The 26,567-nt window shown below is 36.5% G+C and carries 27 protein-coding genes; 12 read left to right on the plus strand and 15 right to left on the minus strand.

Annotated features, from left to right (window positions below; genetic code table 11):
• Positions 1–330 precede the first annotated feature (330 nt).
• From ACNQGH_RS08925 to ACNQGH_RS08945, 5 genes are all read left to right on the plus strand, one after another.
• Positions 331–1,449, plus strand: coding sequence for a glycosyltransferase (locus tag ACNQGH_RS08925; protein ID WP_417955648.1), 1,119 nt, complete (start codon positions 331–333; stop codon positions 1,447–1,449).
• Between the two features lie 36 nt (positions 1,450–1,485).
• Entirely contained in the window at positions 1,486–2,187 is a 702-nt protein-coding gene (locus tag ACNQGH_RS08930) for a class I SAM-dependent methyltransferase (protein ID WP_417955649.1), read from the plus strand.
• 4 nt (positions 2,188–2,191) lie between these two features.
• On the plus strand, positions 2,192–3,283 hold the full coding sequence (locus ACNQGH_RS08935; RefSeq protein ID WP_417955650.1) for a glycosyltransferase: 1,092 nt from the start codon (positions 2,192–2,194) through the stop codon (positions 3,281–3,283).
• Between the two features lie 83 nt (positions 3,284–3,366).
• A complete protein-coding gene (locus tag ACNQGH_RS08940; RefSeq protein ID WP_417955651.1) occupies positions 3,367–4,713 on the plus strand; it encodes an O-antigen ligase family protein in 1,347 nt (448 codons plus the stop codon).
• A 181-nt stretch (positions 4,714–4,894) separates the two neighbouring features.
• Positions 4,895–6,289 carry an exopolysaccharide biosynthesis polyprenyl glycosylphosphotransferase gene (locus tag ACNQGH_RS08945; protein ID WP_417955652.1) on the plus strand — a complete coding sequence of 465 codons (1,395 nt, stop codon included), beginning with the start codon at positions 4,895–4,897 and terminating at the stop codon, positions 6,287–6,289.
• Positions 6,290–6,338: 49 nt separating this feature from the next.
• Here the strand turns inward: ACNQGH_RS08945 and ACNQGH_RS08950 are convergent, their stop codons facing one another.
• Together ACNQGH_RS08950 and ACNQGH_RS08955 are read right to left on the minus strand one after the other, a co-directional pair.
• Positions 6,339–7,475 (minus strand): lipoprotein N-acyltransferase Lnb domain-containing protein, encoded by a 1,137-nt coding sequence (locus tag ACNQGH_RS08950; protein ID WP_417955653.1) that lies wholly within the window; start codon positions 7,473–7,475, stop codon positions 6,339–6,341.
• 101 nt (positions 7,476–7,576) lie between these two features.
• Positions 7,577–8,647 (minus strand): putative type IX sorting system protein PorV2, encoded by a 1,071-nt coding sequence (locus ACNQGH_RS08955; RefSeq protein ID WP_470303885.1) that lies wholly within the window; start codon positions 8,645–8,647, stop codon positions 7,577–7,579.
• A gap of 194 nt (positions 8,648–8,841) precedes the next feature.
• On the opposite strand from ACNQGH_RS08955, the gene ACNQGH_RS08960 reads away from it, so the two are divergent.
• Together ACNQGH_RS08960 and ACNQGH_RS08965 are read left to right on the plus strand one after the other, a co-directional pair.
• Complete coding sequence (locus tag ACNQGH_RS08960) at positions 8,842–9,558, plus strand: CDP-alcohol phosphatidyltransferase family protein (protein ID WP_417955654.1); 717 nt, start codon at positions 8,842–8,844, stop codon at positions 9,556–9,558.
• Between the two features lie 8 nt (positions 9,559–9,566).
• Positions 9,567–10,430, plus strand: coding sequence for a glycoside hydrolase family 25 protein (locus tag ACNQGH_RS08965; RefSeq protein ID WP_417955655.1), 864 nt, complete (start codon positions 9,567–9,569; stop codon positions 10,428–10,430).
• On the opposite strand, the gene ACNQGH_RS08970 is transcribed toward ACNQGH_RS08965, so the two are convergent.
• The 5 genes from ACNQGH_RS08970 to ACNQGH_RS08990 form a co-directional block, all read right to left on the minus strand.
• The gene (locus ACNQGH_RS08970; RefSeq protein WP_417955656.1) at positions 10,417–10,731 is read right to left on the minus strand and encodes a nucleotidyltransferase family protein; all 315 of its coding nucleotides are present in this window, start codon (positions 10,729–10,731) and stop codon (positions 10,417–10,419) included. The genes ACNQGH_RS08965 and ACNQGH_RS08970 overlap by 14 nt on opposite strands.
• An 88-nt stretch (positions 10,732–10,819) precedes the next feature.
• Positions 10,820–11,560, minus strand: a complete 741-nt coding sequence (lptB, locus tag ACNQGH_RS08975) for an LPS export ABC transporter ATP-binding protein (RefSeq protein WP_417955657.1) — start codon at positions 11,558–11,560, stop codon at positions 10,820–10,822.
• A gap of 72 nt (positions 11,561–11,632) precedes the next feature.
• A complete protein-coding gene (locus ACNQGH_RS08980) occupies positions 11,633–11,980 on the minus strand; it encodes a carboxymuconolactone decarboxylase family protein (protein WP_417955658.1) in 348 nt (115 codons plus the stop codon).
• Positions 11,973–12,788, minus strand: a complete 816-nt coding sequence (tatC, locus tag ACNQGH_RS08985) for a twin-arginine translocase subunit TatC (RefSeq protein WP_417955659.1) — start codon at positions 12,786–12,788, stop codon at positions 11,973–11,975. The genes ACNQGH_RS08980 and tatC overlap by 8 nt, the downstream gene beginning before the upstream one ends.
• Positions 12,788–13,753 carry a KpsF/GutQ family sugar-phosphate isomerase gene (locus tag ACNQGH_RS08990; protein WP_417955660.1) on the minus strand — a complete coding sequence of 322 codons (966 nt, stop codon included), beginning with the start codon at positions 13,751–13,753 and terminating at the stop codon, positions 12,788–12,790. Before ACNQGH_RS08990 ends, tatC begins: the two co-directional genes overlap by 1 nt.
• A gap of 85 nt (positions 13,754–13,838) precedes the next feature.
• Between ACNQGH_RS08990 and recQ the strand changes: the two genes are divergently transcribed.
• Positions 13,839–16,034, plus strand: coding sequence for a DNA helicase RecQ (gene recQ / locus ACNQGH_RS08995; protein WP_417955661.1), 2,196 nt, complete (start codon positions 13,839–13,841; stop codon positions 16,032–16,034).
• 61 nt (positions 16,035–16,095) lie between these two features.
• Here the strand turns inward: recQ and ACNQGH_RS09000 are convergent, their stop codons facing one another.
• Positions 16,096–16,329 carry a hypothetical protein gene (locus tag ACNQGH_RS09000; RefSeq protein WP_417955662.1) on the minus strand — a complete coding sequence of 78 codons (234 nt, stop codon included), beginning with the start codon at positions 16,327–16,329 and terminating at the stop codon, positions 16,096–16,098.
• Between the two features lie 170 nt (positions 16,330–16,499).
• Between ACNQGH_RS09000 and ACNQGH_RS09005 the strand changes: the two genes are divergently transcribed.
• Complete coding sequence (locus tag ACNQGH_RS09005; RefSeq protein WP_417955663.1) at positions 16,500–18,062, plus strand: NAD(P)/FAD-dependent oxidoreductase; 1,563 nt, start codon at positions 16,500–16,502, stop codon at positions 18,060–18,062.
• 137 nt (positions 18,063–18,199) lie between these two features.
• On the opposite strand, the gene ACNQGH_RS09010 is transcribed toward ACNQGH_RS09005, so the two are convergent.
• The 7 genes from ACNQGH_RS09010 to ACNQGH_RS09040 all read right to left on the minus strand — a co-directional run bounded on the left by ACNQGH_RS09010 (position 18,200) and on the right by ACNQGH_RS09040 (position 24,949).
• Positions 18,200–19,159: a quinone oxidoreductase family protein gene (locus tag ACNQGH_RS09010; RefSeq protein ID WP_417955664.1), complete on the minus strand. Its 960-nt coding sequence runs from the start codon at positions 19,157–19,159 to the stop codon at positions 18,200–18,202.
• Between the two features lie 21 nt (positions 19,160–19,180).
• On the minus strand, positions 19,181–21,688 hold the full coding sequence (locus ACNQGH_RS09015; protein ID WP_417955665.1) for a PAS domain-containing hybrid sensor histidine kinase/response regulator: 2,508 nt from the start codon (positions 21,686–21,688) through the stop codon (positions 19,181–19,183).
• Between the two features lie 255 nt (positions 21,689–21,943).
• A complete protein-coding gene (locus ACNQGH_RS09020) occupies positions 21,944–22,723 on the minus strand; it encodes a CHAD domain-containing protein (RefSeq protein ID WP_417955666.1) in 780 nt (259 codons plus the stop codon).
• An 82-nt stretch (positions 22,724–22,805) separates the two neighbouring features.
• Positions 22,806–23,072, minus strand: coding sequence for an SHOCT domain-containing protein (locus ACNQGH_RS09025; protein WP_417955667.1), 267 nt, complete (start codon positions 23,070–23,072; stop codon positions 22,806–22,808).
• A 79-nt stretch (positions 23,073–23,151) separates the two neighbouring features.
• Entirely contained in the window at positions 23,152–23,778 is a 627-nt protein-coding gene (gene msrA, locus ACNQGH_RS09030; protein WP_417955668.1) for a peptide-methionine (S)-S-oxide reductase MsrA, read from the minus strand.
• 1 nt (position 23,779) lies between these two features.
• Complete coding sequence (gene msrB / locus ACNQGH_RS09035) at positions 23,780–24,340, minus strand: peptide-methionine (R)-S-oxide reductase MsrB (RefSeq protein ID WP_417955669.1); 561 nt, start codon at positions 24,338–24,340, stop codon at positions 23,780–23,782.
• 147 nt (positions 24,341–24,487) lie between these two features.
• Positions 24,488–24,949 (minus strand): GNAT family N-acetyltransferase, encoded by a 462-nt coding sequence (locus ACNQGH_RS09040; protein WP_417955670.1) that lies wholly within the window; start codon positions 24,947–24,949, stop codon positions 24,488–24,490.
• Positions 24,950–25,118: 169 nt separating this feature from the next.
• Between ACNQGH_RS09040 and idi the strand changes: the two genes are divergently transcribed.
• The 3 genes from idi to ACNQGH_RS09055 are packed head-to-tail and all read left to right on the plus strand — an operon-like array spanning position 25,119 to position 26,534.
• Positions 25,119–25,646, plus strand: coding sequence for an isopentenyl-diphosphate Delta-isomerase (gene idi / locus ACNQGH_RS09045; protein ID WP_417955671.1), 528 nt, complete (start codon positions 25,119–25,121; stop codon positions 25,644–25,646).
• Between the two features lie 19 nt (positions 25,647–25,665).
• Positions 25,666–26,076 carry a 6-pyruvoyl trahydropterin synthase family protein gene (locus ACNQGH_RS09050; RefSeq protein WP_417955672.1) on the plus strand — a complete coding sequence of 137 codons (411 nt, stop codon included), beginning with the start codon at positions 25,666–25,668 and terminating at the stop codon, positions 26,074–26,076.
• Entirely contained in the window at positions 26,076–26,534 is a 459-nt protein-coding gene (locus tag ACNQGH_RS09055; protein ID WP_417955673.1) for a peroxiredoxin, read from the plus strand. The genes ACNQGH_RS09050 and ACNQGH_RS09055 overlap by 1 nt, the downstream gene beginning before the upstream one ends.
• The last annotated feature ends 33 nt before the right edge of the window (positions 26,535–26,567 follow it).

The raw sequence follows: 26,567 nt of genomic DNA on the forward strand, positions 1-26,567 counted from the left end.
TAGAATATGAGATTAGAGAATAATATTATGTAAATATAGAAGTCTTTTCCTTAATTAATTTATAGCATTAATGAAATTATTAAATAAGATTCATGGATTTTATCTTGATAAGTTTATAATTAACGAATGAGAAGTATATTGATCAAATAGAGTAAGCGCTAGGGTAAAAAAGATAATTCAAGGAAGTGTTTAAAAAAAAGGTTTGACCTAATCTATATTTGAATTTCTTCCTTAAAACACGCTGTAAATTTAAATACTCTTGTTGATAATGATTGGATTTAACAATACATTTACTGGAAGAAAAAATAAATCAAAATTTTTGTTATAAAAATGACTTTCGTTATCATTACACAGGTGCCCCATATTCAGAACCAAGGCAATTATTTTGCTTATGGTCCTTATGTTCATGAAATGAATGTGTGGAGTAAGTATGTATCCGAAATGATCTTGGTTGCGCCAGAGATTTCTGGGCCTGTTTCGCCTATAGATAGTTCTTATGAACATCATGGAATTCAATTTGTAAAGGTTGACAGTTTTGATATTTTAAGTGTAAAAAGTGGTTTTCGAGCTGTTTTAAAAATACCAAGAATCAGTTGGCGAATTTATAGCGCGATGAAAAAGGCAGATCATATTCATTTGCGATGTCCGGGTAATATAGGTTTGCTGGGTTGTTTAATTCAGATTTTGTTTCCCAATACTCCCAAAACTGCCAAATATGCCGGAAACTGGGATCCCAAATCTAAACGGTCCTGGACTTATAGATTACAGCAGCTGATACTGGGAAATACTTTTTTAACCCGGAACATGCAGGTTATGGTTTACGGTGAATGGGACGGGACTTCAAAAAATATAAAGCCTTTTTTTACGGCCACTTACTATGAAAGCGATAAGTTGCCCATTTCAAAAAAGGACTTAAAAGGGCGCATTGATTTTGTTTTTGCTGGAACTTTGGTTAAAGGCAAGAACCCTTTGTATGCCATTCAATTGATAGAAGCTTTATTTCAGAAAGGATATAATGTTACTTTAGCCCTGTATGGTGAAGGTGCAGAAAGAAATTTATTGGAACACTATATTGTCCAAAATAATTTAGGAAAAATTATTTCTTTGGAAGGAAACCAATCAAAGGAAATTATTAAAAAAGCATATCAATATAGTCATTTTGTAGTGTTGCCTTCTGACAGCGAAGGCTGGCCGAAAGGTATTGCTGAAGGTATGTTTTGGGGTTGTGTTCCGATAGCTACTTCTGTGTCTTGCGTTCCATTTATGTTGAATTACGGAGAGCGAGGGCTGCTGTTGGAATTGAAATTGGAAAAAGATCTCTTACAATTGGAAGCTCTTTTGTATAACAGCCCAGACTACATAAGCAAACAACAAAAGGCATCAAACTGGTCCAGAAAATATACCCTAGATATTTTTGAGGAAGAGATTACTAAACTAATAGCGAAATAGCGTATATTGCCTTTTTGTTTCATAAAATAGACTTATATGTATTCAGAAGGTATTTATTTTCAAGATCCAAATAGGCATCAAGAGGATACGAAATATAAAGTTGAATCAATTAAAAAATTATTGTTTAAGTATTTAAAGAATAATAATATTCAACTTACCTCTTATGCGGATGTTGGTTGTGGTTCAGGAGAAATAATTAAATTATTAGGAAAGGAATTAAAGCTAAATTTTGAATCTCTTCAAATTTTAAAAGGTTTCGATGTGTCTCCTCATGTTGAAAATATAAAAGATGAAGACATCGAATTTTTATTTCAAGATTTTACCAAATCAGATGAGAATTTTGATTTGGTTACCTTAAATGATGTCTTTGAACATGTGGCTAGTCCAATCTCTTTTTTGACAGAAGTTGGAAAAAGAGCTAAATATATAGTGATGCACATTCCCTTAGAAGATTGTATGTCCGTTAATATTAGAAATTTGCAAAAAATAAAAATTAAAAATCCTGGGCATTTAATCTTTTTAAATATTAATTCGGCCATTAATTTGATTACTTATTCTGGGTTAAAAGTTATAGATTACGAGTATTCTCTTGATTCAATTAATGCACCGTCAAATAATAATACTATCTTACAAAAAATTACCTATCCTTTTAAATATGTTTTGCTAAAGATAAACCCATATTTGTTTTCTAAATTTTTTGGAATCAGTTTAATTGTTATCGCTGAAGGAATTGAATAAATGGATGAAAAAAGATTCTAAAATACTTCAAATTGTAGATTCTCTAGATATTGGGGGAACGGAGCGTATGAGTGTTAATATTTATAATGCTTTAACTTCGTATAACATTCAGAATTATTTGGTTGTTTCAAGAAAAGTGGGGCCGCTTTATAACTTCATTAAAGAAAAAAATAACGTGTTGTTCTTAAACAAACGCAGTGTTTTGGATTTTTTTGCTTTTTTTAAACTGTTCAAATTAATTTTAAATTACAAACCGTCAATAATTCATGCCCATCAAACTTCCATTTATTGGGGTTTTATAATAAAATTATTATTTCCAAGAATAACTGTTATTTGGCACGATCACTGGGGATTCAGTGATTTATTAACCGATTCTGACAGAAAAACTATTAAGTTTTTTTCTTTTTTAATTGATGGAATTGTATGTGTGAATGATAAAATAAAAGAATGGGACATTCGGAATTTAAAAGTGAATGAAGCACATATTATTTATATTCCAAACTTTTCATTGGTGGAGATAAATAAAAAGGTGCAAAGTGATATACCGATACTATTATGCTTGGCAAACATTCGAGATCAAAAAGATCATTTAAATTTATTGGAAGCATGTGCTTTTTTAAAAGGAGAGAATGTCAATTTTAAATTACTTTTAGCGGGTTCATTAGAAGATGAATATTGGGTTGAAAAAGTAATGGAAAAAGTTGATCTTCTAAATCTTAATGAAAACGTTGTTTTTCTGGGCCCAATAATAGATATTTCTGAACTTTTGAGCAAAGCTGATGTTGGGGTATTAAGCTCGATTAGCGAAGGATTGCCAGTAGCACTTTTAGAATATGGTTTAGCTGGGTTGCCTGTAGTTTGTACAGATGTTGGCCAGTGTAAAGAAGTTTTGGGAAATGGGGATTTTGGGTGGATTGTTCCTCCTAAAGCACCTAAAGAGTTGGCACTTGCAATTAGAGAGGTTCTTTTTAATCCAAAAGTGGCTGAGGAAAAAGCGATTGGGTTGAATAAAAATATAAATAAAAACTACGGTCCAGCTGTTTTTGCTGAAAGATATTTTGATTTAGTGAACAAGATTGCCGGTTTTGGTAAATAAAAGATGATTGTGATAATGCGTTTCACATTTTCAATTTCATAGACTAATTAAAAAAAAATTAAATTAGTTAAAAAAGATTTAACATGAAAAAAGAGGACCTTTTATACCTAAATCTGATCCTGTTCCATGTGGCTATTGGCGCCATGGTATTTGTATTGCCTTTCACTTCAAAAATATATGGTTATTCCATCTTACTGTTTGGTGTTTATTATGTCATTAAAAAGCAAAATAGGAATAATGAAGCCCTTATGGCCGCGGCTTATGTGGTGGGAAGCGAAGTTTTTTTAAGGATGACTGGAGGTAATCCCTTGTACGAGATTTCCAAATATGCAGTAATGGTCTTTGTTTTTATTGGGATGTATTTCAGTGGGTTTTCAAAAGGAGCCATGCCCTATTGGTTGTATTTACTGTTGCTGATTCCGAGTGTGGTACTTTCCACCTTTGTGTTGGATTTCGATACCAATATCAGAACGACCGTAGCCTTTAATATTTCGGGTGCTGTCTGTTTGGGTGTAGCTTCTCTATATACTTTTAGACGTAAGATTCCATTAGATCAAATAAACACCATACTCCTAAGTATGGGTTTGCCCATCATCAGCTGTATGGTGTATTTAACGCTCTATACTCCAAACATTCGAGACGTTATTACCAGTACACAATCGAATTTTGAGACTTCGGGAGGTTTTGGTCCCAATCAGGTGGCGACTATTTTAGGGTTGGGAATGTTCATTTTCTTTTCCAGAATCATATTAGAATCCCGGACAAAATTTCTATTAGTGCTCAATCTAATTATTGCCCTAAACATTACCTATAGGGGGATGGTTACGTTTTCGCGTGGTGGTATGGTCACCGGTTTTTTAATGATTGTCTTACTGTTGTTGTTTCTATATTACAAATCCAATTTCAAAGGAAGGGTAAAACTGAATTATATTTTTGTAATGGTAACGATTGCCTTAGTCGCCACTTGGATTTATATCTCTTTTCAGACCGGAGGTCTTATCGATAAAAGGTATGCCAATCAGGACGCAACCGGAAGGGTAAAAGAGAGCAGGTTCACGGGACGTGAAGAAGTGGCGAGGGACGAAATTGATCTTTTTCTGAAAAATCCCATTTTTGGAGTAGGTGTGGGAAAAGGAGTGGAAGCCCGAAAAGCGGAAACAGGAGATGGCACTTTATCACACGATGAAATTACTCGGATGTTGGCGGAACACGGATCTTTGGGCGTTATGGCTTTATTGATCTTGTTTTTTACCCCACTGGTTTTGTATTTAGAAAATAAGTTCAATATGTTTTTAATGTGTTTTGTTTTGTTCTGGTTGTTGACCATCAATCATGCCGCTATGCGAACTGCTGCACCTGCCTTTGTGTACTCGCTGTCATTGCTTAATATACAGTTAGGGGGAGCTCCTAAAAGAAAGATAGCAAATTAGCTTATTTGGGTTAGACAAAATCTAGAAGTATCGGAATAAACGGACGATTATTATTAATTAGATCCAAGTTGACAACAAAATAATTGGTTAAAAAGATAATTTTGTTAAAATATTTAACATTTCTTAGAAATGATATGAGTTCAAAATGGCTAAATTGCACCAATAATCCTAAAAACCACTCATGTTTGCAGTAGACAAAATGCATTTTGAAATATCGGAACGGAAGATGATTCTTCGTCTTTGTGATATTTTTTTTGTTTTGGGCTCCTTGTTCTTTGTGGGTAAGATGTTCGAATTCGATTATTTTACATTCTCAACCATTAATTTCTACTGGACAATCGTTTTAGGGGTTTATCTCAATCTTTTCGGGACAATATTCGAAATGTATAACCTTCAGGTAGCCAGTAATCAATTTCAAGTGATCCGAAGTGCTCTTCTTACTGCATCAATGACTGTTTTAGTGTATTTATTAACACCGGTTTTTTCTCCTGAATTGCCCTCCAAAAGAATTGAAATCCTAGTATTTTATTTGGTTGTGTTTGTGTCTTTATTTTTATGGAGGATGTTTTACGTTAAATTCTTAGCGTCCAAGCGGTTTCTTCAAAGTGCTGTTTTAATATGTGATAAGGAGCAGGTAGAAGAGTTGATTTCCGGATTAGAACATATTGACCCGCATTATAAAATAATTGCATTCGTACATGCTGATGCTGCCGAAGATGAAACAGCCGAATACCGCTATGTGCCCAATATTAAAAGAGATGATTTATTTTCGTTTGTAAAAGAAAATTCCATATCAGAGATTGTTATTGCCTCCCAAAAAACAGAAGGTATTACCGCTGAATTATACCAACAGTTACTTCGTTTATTAGAGACTGGAAGTGTTATTAGGGAGTATACCCAAGTATATGAAAGCAAAACGCATCGCATTCCCGTGCATTTTATAGCGAGAGATTTTTATCGATTTTTCCCCTTTAGCAGAAGTAATCATAATAAACTGTATTTAGTAACGGTCCGGATTTTTGAAATAATTGCTTCGGTAATTGGATTGGCAATTGCTCTTGTTTTATGCCCTTTAATATTCGTTGGAAATGCAATTGGGAATAGAGGTAGATTATTTTATAGCCAGGAACGTGTGGGTAAAGACGGTGTAGTATTTGAAATTTTAAAATTCCGTAGTATGATTAGTGATGTCGAATCTAGTGGGGCCGGTTTCACGACTACAAATGATTCGAGGGTAACCGCATTCGGAAGATTTTTAAGAAAAACCAGAATTGATGAATTTCCGCAATTTATAAATATTCTAAAAGGCGATATGGCGGTCATTGGTCCCCGTCCCGAACGTCCTTTTTTCGTGAAAGAAATAGCTGAAATAATGCCTTTTTATGAAACCAGGCATATTATCAAGCCGGGTCTGACCGGTTGGGCACAAGTAAATTATGCCTATGGAGAGACCATTGAGGACAGTTTAATAAAACTGCAGTACGACTTGTATTATATCAAACACAGAAGTGTTTTTCTGGATTTAAGTATTGCTTTTAAAACGATTACCACGGTATTGTTTTACAGGGGGCAATAATAGTTCTGATATTTTCTGTTATTTATCGTTTCTGATCTAAAGGGGCTTCTTAAATGATAATTGGAATTCGTTTTTTATTTTGGATTGCCACCCTAACTAAAATAATCATACTTGAAATTACCAAAGGAAGCACAAGTAGTAAATGGGCTTTGTTGACTAGAATGACTAGGTAGATCAGTAGTGAAAGAATATTGAATACAGCCAGCTGGTAAATTCCTTTTTTGTTTTTTACCCAGTAAAAATACAGCAGTCCTAATAATGTTGGGTTGAACAACAAAATATTATAATTGTAGGCTAATTCCTGATGTTGGGAATAAAATCCCACAAACACAAAGAATACCCCCAATAGTGCCATCATGATGAGGTAAAATAGATTTATGCTTTTATTATTTAGTAGTACAATAAATGCGAGAAGCAAAAGGTAGGTGTACCAATTGTTCCACCAGGATCCCGGAACTTCTTCATTGAATTCGATTATGGTTTTGTTTTCGGGAGCAATTGGATGGTTCTGAAAAGAAACTTTTTTCAGGCTTTTTTGTAATTCAAAAGGTAAAAAAATCTGGGTGCCTAAGCCGTCTACTTTTTTACCGAATATAATACTGGTTCCCAGTTTTTCATAAAAGTGATGGTTAAAATAAGGATAGAGTATGGTTCTATAGGTAATGTCGGTATCTGCATTCTTTACAACTGCAATAGTGTCCAGCGTTTTGTTGATGATATCGACTACCATTGATGTACAGTTTTTGTCAATAAATTTATAGGTATAATGGCTTTCACCTGAAGCTAATGAAGTATTCAGGTTGTCAAATAATCGCTGCTTCAACGTTGGAGGGATGTTCAGTTCCTGCTCATAAACCGATCTTTTTTCGTACATATATTCATTGATGAAATCTGCATAGGAATGGGCTACTGCGAAATACTGTAAATCTCCTTTGATGAATTTTAAAACAAAATTGGGAGTACTGAAGTCAAAAGCACCATAATTATAAACGACATCAATGTTGTTGTAAGGATCACTGATGCGAATGGCAGTATGTCCAAACAGTGAATAGGATTCGTTACCTGTTCCACAGGTAAGTACGCTGACACGAGCGTCTTTTGACAATAGGTTTTGACCAAAACTGTAATGTACAGTTAAAAGAAGTAATGTAAAAAAGGAGATTTTTTTTAATAAAGAACTATTCATTTGGATTGCTGTTATTGTCTGTAAAGTTACCTAAATTATTTTTTTTTACCGTTCAATCTATATTATCTGCGCGTCATTTTTTTAGTATGTATGATTTTTAATTAATTTCTAAACATGTCTAAATCTACTTTAATCGAAAAAATATTCGAATACAACGCGGTACTTTGGTTGCCTAAATCGGTTAGCGCATAGTCAATTTGTATGCCTTTGTATTTAAATCCCAATCCAATATTGGGCTGAAATCCTACTTTTTCAGTGCTGTCCAATTGTGCTACATTTTGAAAATTCCCGACGCCTGCACGCAGAAAAACCAAATCAGTATAGCCAAATTCTAATCCCAAGGCAGGATCAACGCTTACAAAATCTGTCGCAATCAAATCATTGGTTTTTGTAAATCGCATGTTCATATTGGCTGCAGCCAAAATACTGTAATCGTAATGAATGATAAATTTCTTTGCTATTCCCAGTTGCATTTTTGGAGCTGTAATCTCTGTGCTTTCCGGTAATTCCTGATTTTCTCCGGGTATGGCATTAGCAATTTTTTTGTATTCGGCTTCATCGATATTCCAAACGTTATACGTAGTGGTGATATCGCGAAGCATCAGTCCAAATTGCCAGTCGTTCTTTTCGAATTGTAATCCAACATCAAAGCCAAATCCCCAAGAACTGGCGAATTTCCCTATTATTCGTCGGATTACTTTGGCATTTACACCGTATTGAAATCCGGGAACGGGAAGTTCTCGGGCGTATGAAAAAGTAAAACCATAATCGGCGGTGGAAAAAAGACTAATCCGGTTGTAGTCAATGTTGCCCTGACTGTCTATTAATTCAGTAGTATTTAAAATATCGTCCACACCAAAACGAATTAAAGAAATCCCCCAAGCACTGCGGTCATCAATGGGACTGGCGTATGCTAAGTAATCGTATTGGGCAATATTAGCAAAATAATTGGCATGCATTAGCGATACCTGATGATCTTCTAAGTGCATCAGTCCCGCAGGGTTCCAATACCCGGAATTGACATCGTTGGTTGCGGCTACCACCGCATTTGACATGCCCAAAGCAGCTGCATCAACGCCGATATTCATAAACTCATTGGAGTATTTCCGGACAGCCTGACTGTAATTTAAGGTACAAACCAAAAGCAATAAAAATAAGGGGACTGTTTTCAATAGGACTGTTTTTACAAACGGAAAGCCGGTTTAATTTTTATCAAAAATATAATTTTTTACTGAGGATATTTCTTCCTTTGGATAAATATATGGAAACACGAATGGACTGTTGAAAAATCTCTAATAAAAAACGTACTTCTCCTCTCTATTATTATACTAAATTTGCCAACTTTGGATCACTAAACTGTATCACTATGAATATTAAAAAGCATATCCCAAATATTATCACCTTGCTTAATCTTTTTTGCGGCTGTATCGCTTTGGTTTTTGCATTTCATCGTAATTTTGAAATGGCTTTTTATTTTGTTTGTCTGGGTATATTTCTGGATTTTTTCGATGGTTTTTTTGCCCGATTGTTCAAGGTGTCCAGTCCATTGGGTTTGCAGCTGGATTCGTTGGCCGATATGGTGACCAGTGGTGTTGTTCCCGGTGTAGTGATGTATCATATGATGATCAATACTTCGACTGCTATGCCGGATAGTTATATGCAAATTTTTCCTTATTTAGGTTTTATTATCACTTTGGGTTCTTGTTATCGTTTGGCCAATTTTAATATTGATACGCGGCAGACAGATTCTTTTATTGGTTTGCCAACGCCCGCCAATGCCTTGTTTGTTTTAAGTTTGCCTTTGGTTTTAGATTATTCTGACTCTATGTTTGTTCTCGAAGTTTTGACCAATCAATGGGTTTTATTGGTGATTACTTTATTAAGCGCCTATATCCTGAATGCTGAAATCCCGTTGTTTTCATTAAAAATCAAAAAGTTTACTTTTAAGGAGAATGCACTTCAAATAGTATTTCTGATTTTTTCTCTTTTGTTATTAGTTTTCTTCCACTATTTAGGAATTCCGTTACTTATCATTTTTTATATTTTACTGTCTGTAGTGAATAATAAAGTATTAAAAAAGTAGTTTTTTGAATGAGAAAAAAAATAGTCAGAAGAAAAGGCGCTATTATTCGTAAACCCAAAAAGAAAGCCTCGATTTTCTCCGGGAAGCTCGTGCGTTTTTCAATTATTGCTTTTTTTATTTTGCTTGTTCTTGGGATTGGTTATCATTATCGCAATGGGTTAGCGTACTATTTTAGTTTTAAATCCAATAAGGTTCTAAGGGAAGCCAGCGAAGCGAAGCGCATTTCTGATGTTCGAAATTTTCAGGTTTTAGAAAAGCACGAAGGAAAAAGTATTGGTTTGGATGTTTCGGAATATCAGGGAAAAATCCGTTGGTCTTATGTAGACACTTTAGAAAAAAAATATCCTTTAGATTTTGTGTTTATTCGTGCCACGGTAGGAAAAGACAGAAAGGACCGTGAGTTTAATCGGAACTGGCTTGGCGCCAAGGAAAATAGAATGATTCGCGGAGCGTATCACTATTACCGCCCCAATGAAAATTCACTGGAGCAAGCGAAGCTTTTTATTAAAACAGTGACACTTCGAAAAGGAGATTTACCACCTATTTTAGATATTGAAAAATTACCTAAAAATCAATCGCTGGATAGTTTGAAAGTGGGGTTGAAACGATGGTTAAAAGCAGTGGAATCACATTATGGAGTAAAACCCATTATCTATACCGGTGAGAAATACTATGATGATTTTTTGAAGGATGAATTCGGTAATTATCTTTTTTGGATTGCCAATTATAATTTTTACAGGGAAGAAATAGCCGACGACTGGCTGTTCTGGCAGTTTACCGAAAAAGCATCAGTTCCAGGCATAAAAGGGAATGTAGATGTCAATATTTACAATGGTGATTTACAGCAGTTGCAGTATATTACTGTGGAGTAGCTATGGGGTAAATCAATTCTTTAGTTTCTTCAATGGATCGAATTAAATAGGGGTTTTTTAAAGTTTGTTCTTCCACTAAATCAATTTCTCTATGCAGTAAATTTTTGAGTTTGTTTTTAAGATCTATGTAGTTTAGGAAGTACAGCTTAAGATCAAAAGATTTAAATTTCACTAAAAAATCAAGGTCACTTTCTTCATTAAATTTAGTTGTGGTAGCGGAGCCAAAAAGATATAATTTTTCTACATGATGGGTTTCACATAAAGTTTTGATTATTTCTTTATTTTCACTGGTTAGATGCATAAAACAAAGACAGGGCCTTTTTTGTTGTGTTTTGTGTTTTCTGTAAAGGATTGTTTTTAGCTTTCGTTAACCACTAACTATAATCTATTTAAAACTCCAGTTTCTTCTTTCTCAACTCGAAATTTTGTCCAAGATAGACACGACGTACCATTTCATCTTCTACCAGTTCTTCCGGAATTCCTGCCTTTAGGATTCCACCTTCAAACATCAAATAGGTTTTATCCGTAATGGCCAATGTTTCCTGAACATTATGGTCGGTAATAAGAATACCGATGTTTTTGTTTTTTAATTGGGCTACAATTCTTTGGATGTCTTCTACGGCAACCGGATCGACACCAGCAAAAGGCTCATCCAGTAATATGAATTTTGGATCGGTAGCGAGGCAACGCGCGATTTCAGTACGACGACGTTCTCCTCCCGAAAGTAAATCGCCCCGATTGGTGCGAATGTGTTCCAAGCTGAACTCTTCGATTAAACTTTCCATTTTAGCTTCTTGTTCGGCTTTGGATAGTTTTGTCAATTGTAAAACGCTTAAGATATTGTCTTCAATGCTTAATTTTCTAAAAACAGAAGCTTCCTGTGCTAAGTAACCAATTCCCTGTTGTGCTCTTTTGTACATGGGATAATCGGTGATATCCAAATCATCAAGAAATATGTTGCCCGAATTTGGTTTAACCAATCCTACGATCATATAGAAAGAAGTCGTTTTTCCGGCACCGTTAGGTCCCAAAAGCCCCACAATTTCGCCTTGATTCACTTCTACCGAAATGCCTTTTACAACACTTCTGCCTTTATAGGTTTTTACAAGATGTTCGGCTCTTAATTTCATATTCTGATTATTGGATTTTTTGACTTTTGCAAATAAACGATTAAACGCAGCAACGAATCAACAATTTAACAATTATTTAGTCTCTTCCAGTGCTTCCCAAAATTCATAGGCTCTGCGCAAATGAGGTACAACAATAGTTCCGCCAACCAGTGTGGCGATTCCCATAGCTTCCATCATTTCTTCTTTGGTTACGCCTTCTTTGAAGCTGGTTTCCAAATGGTATTTAACGCAATCGTCACAACGTAAAACCGCCGAAGCCACTAATCCAAGCAACTCTTTTGTTTTTACATCCAAAGCTCCCGCTGCATAGGCATTCGTATCTAAATTGAAAATACGCTTTACAATTTTGTTGTTGTCTGCCAATAATTTTTCGTTCATTTTAGAACGGTAGTCGTTGAATTCTTGAATGATATCAGCCATTTGCTCTTTTTTGATTGCGTACTACAATTTTTGAAATTAGGATACTTGCTTCGTAGATTAATAACATCGGTATGGCAACAATGGTTTGACTTACCACATCGGGTGGCGTAACAATTGCGGCAACGATAAGTATTATTATTACTGCATATTTCCAGTATTTTCTTAAAAATTCAGGGGTTACCAATCCCAGTTTGGTCAGGAAGTAGATAATGATTGGTAATTCAAAAAACAATCCGCTGGCAATAACACTTGTTTTTACCATGCCAATGTAAGAATCAATGCTGAATTGGTTTTTTACCACGGCACTTACTTTGAAAGTGGCGAAAAAGTTAACCGACATGGGTACCACTACAAAATAGCCAAATAAGACTCCTAAAAAGAATAATAAAGACGAAACAAAAATGAAAAGCTTCGCGTGCTTTTTTTCTTTTTCATACAAGGCCGGGCTGATGAATTTCCATATCTCCCATAAAATGTAAGGAAAACCAAGAATGAATCCCGCTAATATACAGGTCCAGACCAATACATTGACCTGTCCTTCCATATCTGTATTCTGGATGATAAAAGGCATTTCGGTGACGCAGATACTATCTGCAAAACCTAAGGCATGCGATAGATCACAAAAAAAGCGGTAGGTCACAAAATTAGCATTTGTTGGACCAAAAATGATTACATCAAAAATATAATCACTGATAAAAAAAGTAACGGTAGCAAGGATTAATATTGCAATAGTACTTCGAACCAATAACCATCTTAATTCCTCAAGATGATCTAAAAACGACATTTCGTTTAAGTTTTTCTTCGCCATTATACTATTCCCTCTTTTAAAATATCGTGTAAATGTAAAACGCCTTTGTACTCGCCATTGTCAACCACAACTAACTGGGTGATGGAAAAGTCTTCCAGGATATTCAGCGCATCGGTAACCATTGCTGTGGATGGTATTAATTTTGGATTTTTAGTCATAATATCTTTTGCGGTCAAATCAGCGAACGAATCCCTGTCATTTAGCATTCTTCGAATGTCACCATCGGTAATAATTCCGACAATCTTATCCTGGTCGACAACGGCAGTTACGCCGAGACGTTTTTCTGAAATTTCAAAAATAACTTTTTTTATCGAGGCATCCGGAGTAACCATCGGTTTTAAAGTGTGTTCCAGCATGTCTTTCACGCGTAGTAATAATTTTTTGCCTAAAGCACCTCCTGGGTGGTACACAGCAAAATCTTCTGGTTTGAAATCGCGCATTTCCATAAGGCAAACAGCGATGGCATCGCCCATTACTAATTGCGCCGTAGTACTGTTGGTAGGAGCAAGGTTATTAGGGCAGGCTTCTGCTTCTACTGTGGTGTTCAGAATAAAATCCGAACCTTTAGCAAGAAAAGAAGTCATATTTCCTGTGATCGCAATCAAGGTATTGCCAAAACGTTTTAAAAGCGGCACCAAAACTTTTATTTCCGGGCTGTTGCCACTTTTTGAAATGCAAATAATGATATCGTCATTTTGGATCATTCCTAAATCACCATGAATCGCTTCTGAAGCATGAAGAAATAGGGAAGGAGTTCCGGTAGAATTAAAGGTAGCGACCATTTTTTGAGCAATAATGGCACTTTTTCCAATGCCTGTTACCACTAATCGTCCTTTGGAATTATAGATGTTTTGTGTGGCTTCGATGAAGTTTTCATCAAGAAATTCAGTTAGTTTGGCAATTGCTTCACTTTCCGATAAAATAGTTTTTTTGGCGCTGGCCAAGATATTTTCTTTACTTATCAAAACAGAATGGTTAAAGTTTGTATGTTTAAAAGAATTTTGTATCTTTATGTGATGCAAATTTATACAAAATACCACATAATCAAGAATGAATTCAAACGAAATTGATATCCACAAGGAATTAAAAAAATATTTTGGCTTCAGCCAATTTAAGGGATTACAAGAACAAGTTATTAAAAGTCTCCTGAATAAGCAAAATACATTTGTAATTATGCCTACAGGAGGAGGAAAGTCACTCTGTTACCAATTGCCTGCTTTAATTCAGGAAGGAACTGCTATCGTAGTTTCGCCATTAATCGCTTTGATGAAAAATCAGGTTGACGCCATTCGCAGTTTATCTTCCGAAAATGGTGTTGCCCATGTTTTAAACTCTTCACTTACCAAAACAGAAATAGCACAAGTTAAAACCGATATTACTTCCGGTTTAACTAAATTATTATATGTTGCTCCGGAATCTTTGACCAAGGAAGAGTATGTTGCTTTTCTTCAAACGGTGCCGATTTCTTTTGTGGCTATCGATGAAGCCCACTGTATCTCTGAGTGGGGTCATGATTTTAGACCAGAATACAGAAATCTAAAACACATTATTAAGCAATTAGGGGATGTGCCCATTATTGGCCTGACCGCTACGGCTACGCCAAAGGTTCAGGAAGACATTCTGAAAAATTTAGATATGGCTGATGCCACTACTTTTAAAGCATCATTCAACAGGCCTAATTTATATTATGAAGTACGTACCAAAACCAAAAATGTGGAATCGGACATTATTCGGTTCATAAAACAGCATAAGGGAAAATCAGGAATTATCTATTGCTTAAGTCGCAAAAAAGTGGAGGCTGTTGCCGAAGTTTTGCAGGTCAACGGAATAAGCGCAGTCCCTTATCATGCGGGACTGGATGCTAAAACCCGTGCCAAACACCAGGACATGTTTCTGATGGAAGATGTTGATGTGGTGGTGGCCACCATTGCTTTTGGAATGGGAATTGACAAACCGGATGTTCGTTTTGTAATTCACCATGATATTCCCAAATCATTGGAAAGTTATTATCAGGAAACGGGTCGCGCAGGTCGTGACGGCGGTGAAGGACATTGCCTTGCCTATTATTCCTATAAGGATGTGGAGAAATTAGAAAAATTCATGTCGGGTAAGCCCGTTGCCGAGCAGGAAATTGGTTTTGCCTTATTGCAGGAAGTGGTGGCTTATGCCGAAACTTCCATGTCCAGAAGAAAGTTTTTACTCCACTACTTCGGAGAGGAATTTGATGATGTCAATGGCGAAGGTGCTGACATGGATGACAATGTCAGAAATCCAAAAACGAAAGTGGAAGCCAAAGATCAGGTGGTGAAACTACTGGAAGTGGTACGGGATACTAAGCACTTATATAAATCTAAAGAAGTTGTGTTTACGTTGATTGGCCGTGTCAATGCGGTCATTAAAGCGCATAGAACCGATACGCAGTCTTTTTTTGGATGTGGTTCGGATCATGATGAAAAATATTGGATGGCCTTATTGCGACAAGTTCTTGTTGCCGGGCTTTTGTCGAAAGACATTGAAACCTATGGCATCGTAAAAATTACCGCAAAGGGATTGGATTTTATCAAAAAACCAGTGTCCTTTATGATGTCTGAAGATCATGAATACAATGAATCTGAGGATGAAGCCATTGTAACTGCGGCAAAATCTACGGGAACTGTCGATGAATTATTGATGGGTATGTTGCGGGATTTACGTAAAAAAGTAGCCAAGAAGTTAGGCGTTCCTCCCTTTGTGGTTTTTCAGGATCCATCACTCGAAGATATGGCCTTAAAATACCCGATTTCCCAGGATGAATTGATTAATATTCATGGTGTTGGGGAAGGGAAAGCCAAAAAGTATGGTAAGGAGTTCCTGGAATTAATTAGCCGGTATGTAGAAGATAACGATATTATTCGTCCGGATGATTTAGTGGTGAAATCCACCGGAGTGAATTCGGTAAATAAACTTTATATCATTCAAAATATCGACCGAAAATTATCTTTGGATGACATTGCTTCCGCCAAAGGGATTAACATGGATGCTCTAATTAAAGAAATGGAACAAATTGTCTATTCCGGAACCAAGCTGAATATAAAATATTGGATTGACGATATGCTTGATGATGATCAGCAGGATGAAATTCATGAGTATTTTATGGAATCTGAATCCGATAATATAGAAGATGCACTCAGAGAATTTGAGGGTGATTATGATATTGATGAATTGCGCCTGATGCGAATTAAATTTATCAGCGAAGTGGCAAACTAGTCTGGCGAAAGTCTGAAAGAGGTTAAATCGTAAGACTTCTTTCAGACTTTTTAACTTTTGACTAATACAACTCTCCTCGATGCGGTTTCAAAGCATCTCTTACCTGAATCATATTTTCATCTGTGACTACCATAAAAGCGATAGCCTGCATTTCACTTTGAATCTCAAAACCGGTAATATTTATGTCAAGTTTTTCAATTGCGATATATTCTTTCAAATGAATTTCGTGATGTTCTGCCGTTTTTGCGGAAGCAGGTCCGCGGAAATCCCAAATTAGTTTTATTTTTCTAGACATTTTTTTATCAGGTACAAAGGTTCAGCGATTCAAAGTGCCAAAGTTACAAAGTCTAATTTTAAAATGCATTCGAGATTCAATAACTAATTCCACTTCAAAATACTATTTTTGCACTTTGTTTTTGTTTTTCAACGAAACGATTCAACAAAGCAAAGATTAAACAAGATACAATGCCTCAAGAACTCCTATTACAAGTACTGCCGGAAATAGCCGCAAATGAATTGTTGCTAAAAGACTATTTAGCGAAACAGATTAAGGTTGCTGCTACAGCAATTCAGCATGTTTCCATTTTGAAACGGTCTATTGATGCGCGTCAGAAAGTGGTAAAAATTAATTTGAAAGTGCTGATTTATTTGCAAGGAGAACCTTTTCAGGAGCATAAATTCCAACTTCCCGATTATAAGAATGTGGCAACGGCTCCCGAAGTGATCGTTGTTGGCGCCGGACCTGCAGGACTTTTTGCAGCATTGCAACTGATAGAATTGGGTTTGAAACCCGTAGTTATTGAGCGTGGAAAAGAGGTTCGTGGCAGAAGAAGAGATTTGAAAGCTATCAATGTAGATCATTTGGTCAATGAAGATTCCAATTATTGTTTTGGCGAAGGCGGCGCGGGAACGTATTCGGATGGAAAATTATACACTCGTTCGAAAAAAAGAGGTGATGTAACGCGGATTTTGGAATTATTCGTGGCTTTTGGAGCTTCAGAAGATATTTTGATTGATGCGCATCCACACATTGGAACCAATAAATTGCCTCAGATTATTCAGGATATACGAGAGAAAATCATCGAATGTGGCGGACAGGTTTTGTTCGAAACCCGCCTGACTGATATTTTGGTTAAAAATAATGAAGTGGAGGGTATCGTTACTCAAAAAGGAGACACGATTCTGGCAAATAAAATCATTTTGGCCACTGGGCATTCTGCCCGGGATATTTTTGAATTATTAGACAGGAAACAAATTTTTATCGAGGCCAAACCTTTTGCCTTGGGCGTACGAGCCGAGCATCCTCAATCATTAATTGACAGTATTCAGTACAGTTGTGATTATCGTGGTGAAAATTTACCTCCGGCACCCTATTCTATTGTGAAGCAGGTAGCAGGCAGGGGTATGTATTCATTTTGTATGTGTCCCGGGGGTGTGATTGCGCCCTGCGCTACCAGTCCGGGTGAAGTGGTTACCAATGGCTGGTCTCCTTCCAAACGGGATCAGGCGACTGCCAATTCCGGAATTGTAATCGAATTAAAACTGGAGGATTTTAAACCGTTTGCCAAATTTGGTGCTTTAGCCGGGATGGAATTCCAAAAAAGCATTGAACAAAAAGCATGGCATTTGGCTGGGGAAACCCAAAAAGTTCCAGCACAGCGTATGATTGATTTTACCCAAAACAGAGTTTCATCGGATATTCCGAAAACATCTTATGTTCCCGGAACGACTTCAGTAGAAATGGGGCAGGTTTTTCCTGGATTTTTAACGCAGATATTACGGGAAGGTTTTTCTGAATTCGGAAAATCCATGCGCGGTTATTTGACTAATGAAGCAGTGCTTCATGCGCCAGAATCAAGAACTTCGTCACCAGTTCGTATTCCAAGGGATCCGTTTACGTACGAACACGTTCAGATAAAAGGCTTGTACCCTTGTGGGGAAGGGGCAGGTTATGCCGGCGGAATTATCTCTGCGGCTATTGACGGAGAAAAATGCGCCTTGATGATTGGTGCGATTTTACACAAATAAAAAACCCCGAATAATTACTTAATCAGGGTTTTGTATGGTACTATCGCTTCTTACCAGATAAGTAAAAGGTAGTAGTGGTGTCTCATAGAGTATAGTGGTGATTCACTTTCTCAACGGCACTTTGCCTGTCAAAAAATCTAAGGGATCAATATAATTTTCCCAGTACTTTTTCTGCTTTCCAGATAATCATGTGCTTTTTTTCCATCCGAAAGTTTGAAAGTGGTCGGTGCTGCAATTGTAATTTGACCGTTCTTAATCCAGTCAAATAATTGATGAGCTCTTTTGATGCGTTCTTCCTTTGATGTTAGATAGCTCCATAAGTCACCGCCAGTAAGGGTTTTGGAAGTGTCCATCAGCATTCTTGGATTGATGAAATCAGGGTCTCCGCCTGCCATACCAAAAAACACTACCTGTCCGCAATTTTTAGTCACTTCAAAACTGTCGCTTAAAGTGCTGCCGATACTGTCATACACTACATCAACTCCATTTGGATAAAAGGATAGCACCTGTGATTTCCAATCTTCGGAATACAAGAATACTTTATCGGCCCCATTTTTTAGTGCTACTTCCCCCTTTTCTGCTGATGAAGTCAGCCCGATCACGGTAGCTCCCATTAACTTGCTTATTTGAGTAAGAAATTGTCCAACTCCTCCTGCTGCGGCATGAATCAGTACGGTTTCTCCGGTTGTTGTTTTGTGACTGTCAGTGGCCAGATACTGTGCTGTTAATCCTTGCAATAATATGGTTGAAGCAGTTTCAAAAGAAATGCTTTGAGGCAAGGGTATCACATGCGAAACGGGAACAGCAACAAATTCAGCATTGGCAAAAGGGACATCTGCAAATGCAACCCGGTCTCCTATTTTGAACTCACTATGATTGTTGGTTTGCACTACAACTCCGGCGCCTTCATAACCTGCAATGAAAGGTGGATTTCCTTTCAGATGGTAATTTCCTTTTCTTCTGTAAACATCGGCAAAGTTTAATCCGATGGCACGCATTTCGACCAATATCTCGGCTTCTTTTAGGATTGGTGTCGGAATATCTATGTATTCCAAAACATCTGAATGGCCAAAAGTTGAAAAAGTTAGTGCTTTCATTTTGTTCTTTATTTTGTTCTTTTATTTTCTTTTATTCTGTTCTGTTCTTTTATTCTTATTGAATTCCTGTAAACACTGATTGATTTTACTGTATAATAATTTTTCATCAATGGGTTTGGATACATAATCATTCATTCCGACTGCCTTGCATTTTTTTACATCCGCCGAAGTGACATCTGCAGTAAGTGCAATAATGGGAATGTCTGATTTTATGGTATTGCGAATGTGTGCCGTGGCTTCAAAACCATTCATTTCCGGCATTTGTAAATCCATCAAAATGATATCGTAATTATTTTTTTCGAGGTTTTCAATACCCAGTTTACCATTGTCGGCAATAGTGACATCGTAACCAAAATCCAATAGTATTATTTTTATCAAAAGCTGATTCAATGCAATGTCTTCTACAACCAATACTTTTATGTTTTCGGTTGTTTTTTCCTCATATGGATTGTCGTGTAGCGGCTCTGTAGGGATGGATGTTGTTTCAGAAGCCGAATCTCTTTTCTCAAAGGGCAGCACAAAACCAAAAGAGGAACCTTTGCCTTCTTCACTTTCCACCATAATTGTTCCTCCCTGAAGTTCTACCAGTTGTTTGACAATGGCAAGACCTAAGCCAGTTCCGCCAAAGGAGCTGCTAACGCCTGCCTGTTCAAAATTATTAAAAACTTCAGCTAATTTGTTTTTAGGAACTCCGATTCCGGTATCGGTTATCACGAATTCAACGGTCGCTTTTTTAGCATCCTCCTGCACTAAGCGGACCCGTATTGAAATGGTACCTGCTGCTGTAAACTTTACAGCATTACTCATCAGGTTTAATATTATCTGACGCAAACGCATGGGATCGCCAATTAAATTCAAAGGAATATTTGAGTCGTATTCATTAATTAATTTTAAATTTTTTTCCTTCATTTTAGGTTCAAACAAATGAAGCATGGTCCCAATGGAAAGAGACAAACTTAGCGGAAGTTTCTCAAAGGTCATTTTTCCGGAGTCGACTTTGGCAAGGTCAAGAATGTCATTAATTAAAACGATCAAAGCATCCCCGGATTCTTTAATTGCGCTGATGTATTCTTTTTGGGAATCATCTAATTTTGTCTTCAACACCACATTGGTAAACCCAATAATTCCATTCATGGGAGTCCTTATTTCGTGGCTCATATTTGATAAAAATTGCTGTTTGGATTTTACCGCTTCTTCTGCAATTTGTGTTTTTAGCTCTGCATTAATCTTAGCTTCAATCAATTCTTTTTTGGCCATTACCTGCGCCGTTACATCATAAGCAATAATAGTCACACCGGAAATGGTTTCGTCTGCCTCCAAATAGGGCTGATAGACAAAATTAAAATAAGTTTGCTCTAATTTTCCGTTGCGAAACATAGGTGCCAGAAGCGCATCCCCGTAAAAGGCAATGCCTGTAGTATATACTTCATCCAGCAATTTTGGAAATTCCAAATCTTTAAGTTCGGGCAAAATCGATATGAATTTTTTTCCTTCAATGGCATTCCCTTTTCCCCATATTTCTTTAATACTGTCATTGGCAAGTGTAACTACCATATCTTTCCCTTTTAATATGGCTATGGCAAAGGGAGAGGTCGTCAGCATCAGATTGTAGCGCTTTTCACTATCCTCAATCTTTTTCAGGGTTTTTTTTTCTATTTTCAGTTGCTTTTCTAAGGCTATTTTTTCTTTGGTCTGGAGTTCAATTGCTAATTTTCTTACCTCACTAATATCTTTAATTGCCAGGATAATTGATTCTTCTCCGGTTGTTTTTTTAACAAAGCAATTGGCATTCAGCAACATTGTTTTTTTGCCAAGATTTGGAAAGGTACGTTGTACTTCCAGATCCTGAATGGTAGTCTTTTTAGCATTGGTATCGTTAAGTAACTCCTGGAGTTCAGGAATATTCCATTGTCCATTTTCCAATTCAAACAAATGTTTTCCTTCTGTTTCTTCTTTGGTAATGCCGTGCTTCTTATAAAATGATTTACTGGCGGATTTTATATAAAAGTCTTTGTCCAGGATGAGCATGGTCTCATGGATGGTACCAATGATTGCTTCGGCATATTCATAGGACTCTGCCAGCAGTTCATTGTTTTTTTTTAATAGCTGATTGCTGGAAATAAGTTGTTGGTTTTCGGTGATATCTTCCCTATGCTGGATAATGTATTTTACATTATTATTGGCATCGAACACAGGGGAGTGGCTTAGTTTCCAATCTCTGGCTTCAAACGCACCGTCAGTTGTCTCCGTTTTTTTAACATCGTATTTTTTAACCGCTAAAATATCGTTTTGCTTATCTGTAATTACCCTGTTAAAAGAGGCGCGTATGTTTTTTTCTTCATCAGCATTTTTATCGTCCCGATTAATGGGAAATGCATCGAAAATATGCTGACCTAGAACAGTTTTTCTTTCTGCCATGCTAACTTCCAAAAAAGCATCCGTAACTGCAATTATTGTAAAATTAAGATCAATAACGATTACTATTGCCGGAGTGAGATTGAATAAATCATTGTAATCATTTTCAATCATAGGGTATGCTTTTTAGTTGTAAAAAATTATTTTATTTTTTGCTGTAGATTACAAAAAACTACTGCGTTTTTTCTGGCATTACTTTGATTTTAAAAGCCTGCAAAGTTGAGGAATTCAAATTCAAAGAGTGGTGTTGATGCTAATTATTATTTGACTAATAAAAAGAGGAAATATAATAAAAATTATGTGGGTTTCACTGTAAAATTGGGATTCGCTCTTATTAATTTAGCTAAATGTAGCTATTTTAGTCTTTTTTTAAAGAGGGTTAGCTAAAGTGGCTTTTATTTTTTTGTGCAATAATTGTCTTTTAAGCATAAATAATGTTTTAATGTTTTCAAGCTGGTTGTTTTCATTTGTAGTGGTGGCACCGGAATTGATGGCTTTCTTTAAATGGGTAACCGTTACCTGGTAATCGTGCCATTCTCCCAGCAGTTCGGGCAAAACATTCTTGTTTGAAATCAGCTCACTTTGCTGGTCATAATTCAGACAGCTCTCATTGTATTGAAATTCCTTTAATTGTTTGCGCAGCTGGTGGATTTGTTTGCTTTTTAACGTTTTTTGACGCAGTAATTTTTCAATTTCAACTCTTTTTTTATCCATGTAGCGCTGTGCCTTTTTTTTGCTTATTTTGGTAAGTAAGGGGATTATTTTTTGATAGTTTTTTTCCAGTGCTGGATTTAATTTACATTTGGTAACGAAGTGGAATTTTTCCAATTCGGTGGTTAGCGTTTTTTTTAAATCGGCGCTGTATTCTTTGGGCAAATTGAAAAAGAAATGTTTTTCAAGTAAAGCCGCTTCTACCTGAAGTTCCCTTATTTTTCCTGCCTGACGAAAAATTAGGGTATAGGGTCTGAACGTCTTTTTTTGTTTAAATTTTTGGGCGCAAAAGTGTGTCAGATCAAATACCGCATGGAGCTTTTTGATCGCTAGCCGGAGTGTATGAAAAGTATCAGGAGTACAATATTGTTGTGGTATTTGCAAAAGAAGACGGATAGCACTTTTTTGTTTCTTAGAAAATTTTTTAAGCGCTTTCATGTGAAAAATAGTTAGTGACCGTTTGTCCTGGAATTAAAATAAAACGGGAAGACTTCTTGATTGTGTTTAGTGAAGGTTGTTGTTAATTCTGATCAAGAAATTTCTTTTTTTCGTCGAATTCTTCTTTCGTAATTTCTCCTTTGGAGAATCTTTTTTTTAGAATATCCAAAGGCGTTTCGGTTTTTGTTCGCTGACCGGGAAGGTCATACGGCGTTGCGAATATCCATATGAGCATGATTACCCAAAATACCCACCACAACATGTGCATTCCCCAAAAGTGATGTCCATTATGTATAGCGTGTTTTTTAAATGGTTGAAAATCAGTATAAATATATGAAATTTCGAGCAAAATATCAATTATTGCCTAAGATTATTTCTGTACGGAGATAAAAAAAACCGCCATATATTTGACGGTTTTGATACAATTGCTATTTTTTCTTTTTCAATCGATCTTTAAATAGTTTTTCAAATTTTTCTATTTTGGGTTGGATTACCATTTGGCAATACGGCTGGCTTTTATTGTTTGCATAATAATTTTGATGATAATCTTCGGCTTTATAAAACTTGGTCAGCGGTTCCAATGTAGTTACTATAGGGCTGTCATATACTTTAGCTTTTTTCAAAGCGTTGATAATGGTTAAGGCGGCTACTTTTTGCTGTTCGTTTTTGTAGAAAATAGCAGAGCGGTATTGTGTTCCGGCATCAGCACCTTGGCGGTTTAATGTAGTTGGATCGTGAACAGTAAAGAAAACTTTGAAAATTTCATCCAGATTCGTTACGTTTTTATCGTAGGTAATTTGCACCGCTTCGGCATAACCTGTTCTTCCGGTGGAAACATCCTCATACGATGGGTTCGCGATTTTACCGCCGGCATAACCCGAAACTGCCGATTTTACGCCATCTAAATTCTCATATACGGCTTCCACACACCAATAACAGCCGCCAGCTAAAGTGATGGTTTCCAGATTAGATTGTTTTGCGCCTTGGCCAGGGGTATTGTTTTGTCCCAACATACTCAGTGTGGCTAAGAGACAAATTAAAAATATATTTTTCATGTTATTTGGTGTCAGGTATAAAATCAAGGGCTATGGAATTCATGCAGTATCTTTTTCCGGTTGGCGCAGGTCCATCATCAAAAAGATGTCCTAAATGACCCCCGCATCTGCCACAAAGGGCTTCAATTCTTTCCATTCCAAGTGAATTGTCTGTTTTGTAAACGACACTGTTTTTGTTGTCCTGTTCAAAAAAACTAGGCCAGCCGCAACTGCTTGCAAATTTGGCGGAGGAACGAAATAATTTATTGCCACAGGCAGCGCAGTAATAGGTCCCTTTTTCATCGGTATTCCAGTATTTTCCTGTAAATGGTCTTTCGGTATCAGCGTGTCGCATTACTTCATAAACATCTTCGGGCAATACCTTTTTCCATTCGGCATCGCTCAGGTTTAGTTTTGTCATATCTGTATTGGAATAATACGGATTTCCGGGTTTGTTGATTGGATTTTCCATACCAGTACTTTTTTTACTATTGTTTTGTTGGTTTGTATTTTGCCCGCAGGCAGTGAATATGAATAAGGGAAGTAAAAATAATAAACTTAAAAAACGGGTTGCTGTTTTCATAATTTTGTTTTTATACTACAAATGTAAAGCGCTTTTTAACAACAATAGGCTGCCTACTTTACAAATTAATAGTGATTTAAGTAAGTTTTAACTATTGTTATTTACGTGAAAAAATCACTTTTGGATTTAGAATTAAAAAAAGGGGTGTTATAAACCCATTCGCATATTGATTAGGTGTTTTTTGAAGCCAACTTTTTCATAGGCTTTAATGGCCGGATTGTTGTCATTATAAACATCCAGGCGCAGTTCGACGATTTGCCGGGCGGCACACCAATCCTTGAGGGCTTCGATAATTTTAGCGTTTACTCCTTTCCCTCTGTGATTTTCATCCGTGTACATAAATCCTAAATAGGCATAGGTCTTATGATTCAAATAGGGCTTTGCAGCTTCTATTCGGGCATATCCCGAACCAATAATCTCTGAATCAATTTCGGCTACCAGTAGTTGGACGTCAGTCGCCGAAATCATTTTTTCAATGTCGTAATAATGGATTTTTTCTTCTTTCAGAGTGGGGTCAAAAGGGCGTTCGGCAGCAATAATTCCCTGTTCGAATGCAAGAAGTTTTTCTAAATCGTCAGGATGTGCTTTTCGGATGTGTATCGTATGCATTATAGTAGGTATGATTTGACTATAAAAATACAAAAGAATTTTTAAAGGATTGGTATTGTATTTTATTTGGCTTTCTATGATGGGATTCCGCTTCAATAAATCGAAACAGAACGTTAAAGCGTCCTTCCATAATTTTCTTTTTTGTATTTTTGTAAGGCTAAAAATACCCATGAAAGAAGAAAACGTAATATTAGTTGACCAAAATGATGAGCAAATAGGGTTGATGCCGAAGCTTGAAGCGCATGAAAAAGCTATTTTGCATCGTGCCTTTTCAGTTTTTATTTTAAACAGTAAAAATGAGCTCATGCTGCAACAGCGGGCACATCAAAAATACCATTCCCCTTTATTGTGGACCAACACCTGCTGCAGTCATCAACGGGAAGGTGAATCCAATATTGAGGCGGGAAGCCGAAGATTGTTTGAGGAGATGGGTTTTAAAACAGAGCTCAAAGAGCTTTTTCATTTTATATACAAGGCCCCTTTCGATAACGGTTTGACGGAACATGAACTGGATCACGTTATGATAGGGTATTATAATGAGGAACCGGAAATTAATACGGAAGAAGTAGAAGACTGGAAGTGGATGAAAATAGAGGATGTGAAAGTGGATATGGAAAGGAATCCCGAACTGTATACCGTATGGTTCAAAATAATCTTCGACGAGTTTGATCATTTCCTGGAAGAACATAAAGTATAACGTTAACGCAACCCTTCTAATGAAAGTTACTATTTCACGAAAAGCCCATTTCAATGCGGCACATAGATTATACAGAAAAGATTGGACTTTCGAGCAAAACGATGCTGTTTTTGGCAAATGCAATAATCCCAATTATCACGGGCACAACTACGAATTGATTGTCGGTGTAACGGGAGAAATTGATGAAGAAACCGGATTTGTCATGGACGTGAAATTCCTGAGCGAAATCATTAAGGAAGAGGTGGAAGATCGATACGATCATAAAAATCTTAATCTTGATGTTTTGGAATTTCAGGATTTAAATCCGACAGCCGAGAATATCGTTGTGGTAATTTGGAATAGAATCAGAAAGAGAATCAAACCGCAATTTGAACTGGAAGTGGTTCTTTATGAAACGCCTCGAAATTTTGTAACCTACAAAGGAGAATAATGGACTTAAAAGTAGGAGATAAAATCCCAAATTTTAAAGCAAAAGATACCAACGGCAATGATTTTGAAAGTCAAAGCCTCGTAGGGCATAAACCGGTTGTGATTTATTTTTATCCCAAAGACAATACGCCGGGCTGTACTGCCCAGGCCTGCAGTTTTAGGGATCAATATGAGGACTTCAAGGATTTAGGTGCCGAGGTAATAGGGGTCAGCAGCGATAGCGTTTCTTCTCATAAAGAATTTGCCAAACACTATAAACTGCCTTTTCTGCTGTTGTCAGACCCTGATAAAAAAATTAAAAAACTTTTTGGTGTGCACTCTAAAATGCTTGGGCTGATTCCCGGACGTGTAACGTATGTAGCAGATAAGGACGGAATTATTCAATTGGTTTTTGATGGCATGATAGCTACCAGACACATGCCTGAAGCACTTGAAACCGTTAAAAGATTAGTATCATAGATTAACAAAATCGTACTAGCTTCCTTTTGCGTT

It is taken from the genome of Flavobacterium kochi, assembly GCF_048286715.1.
Lineage (GTDB): Bacteria > Bacteroidota > Bacteroidia > Flavobacteriales > Flavobacteriaceae > Flavobacterium.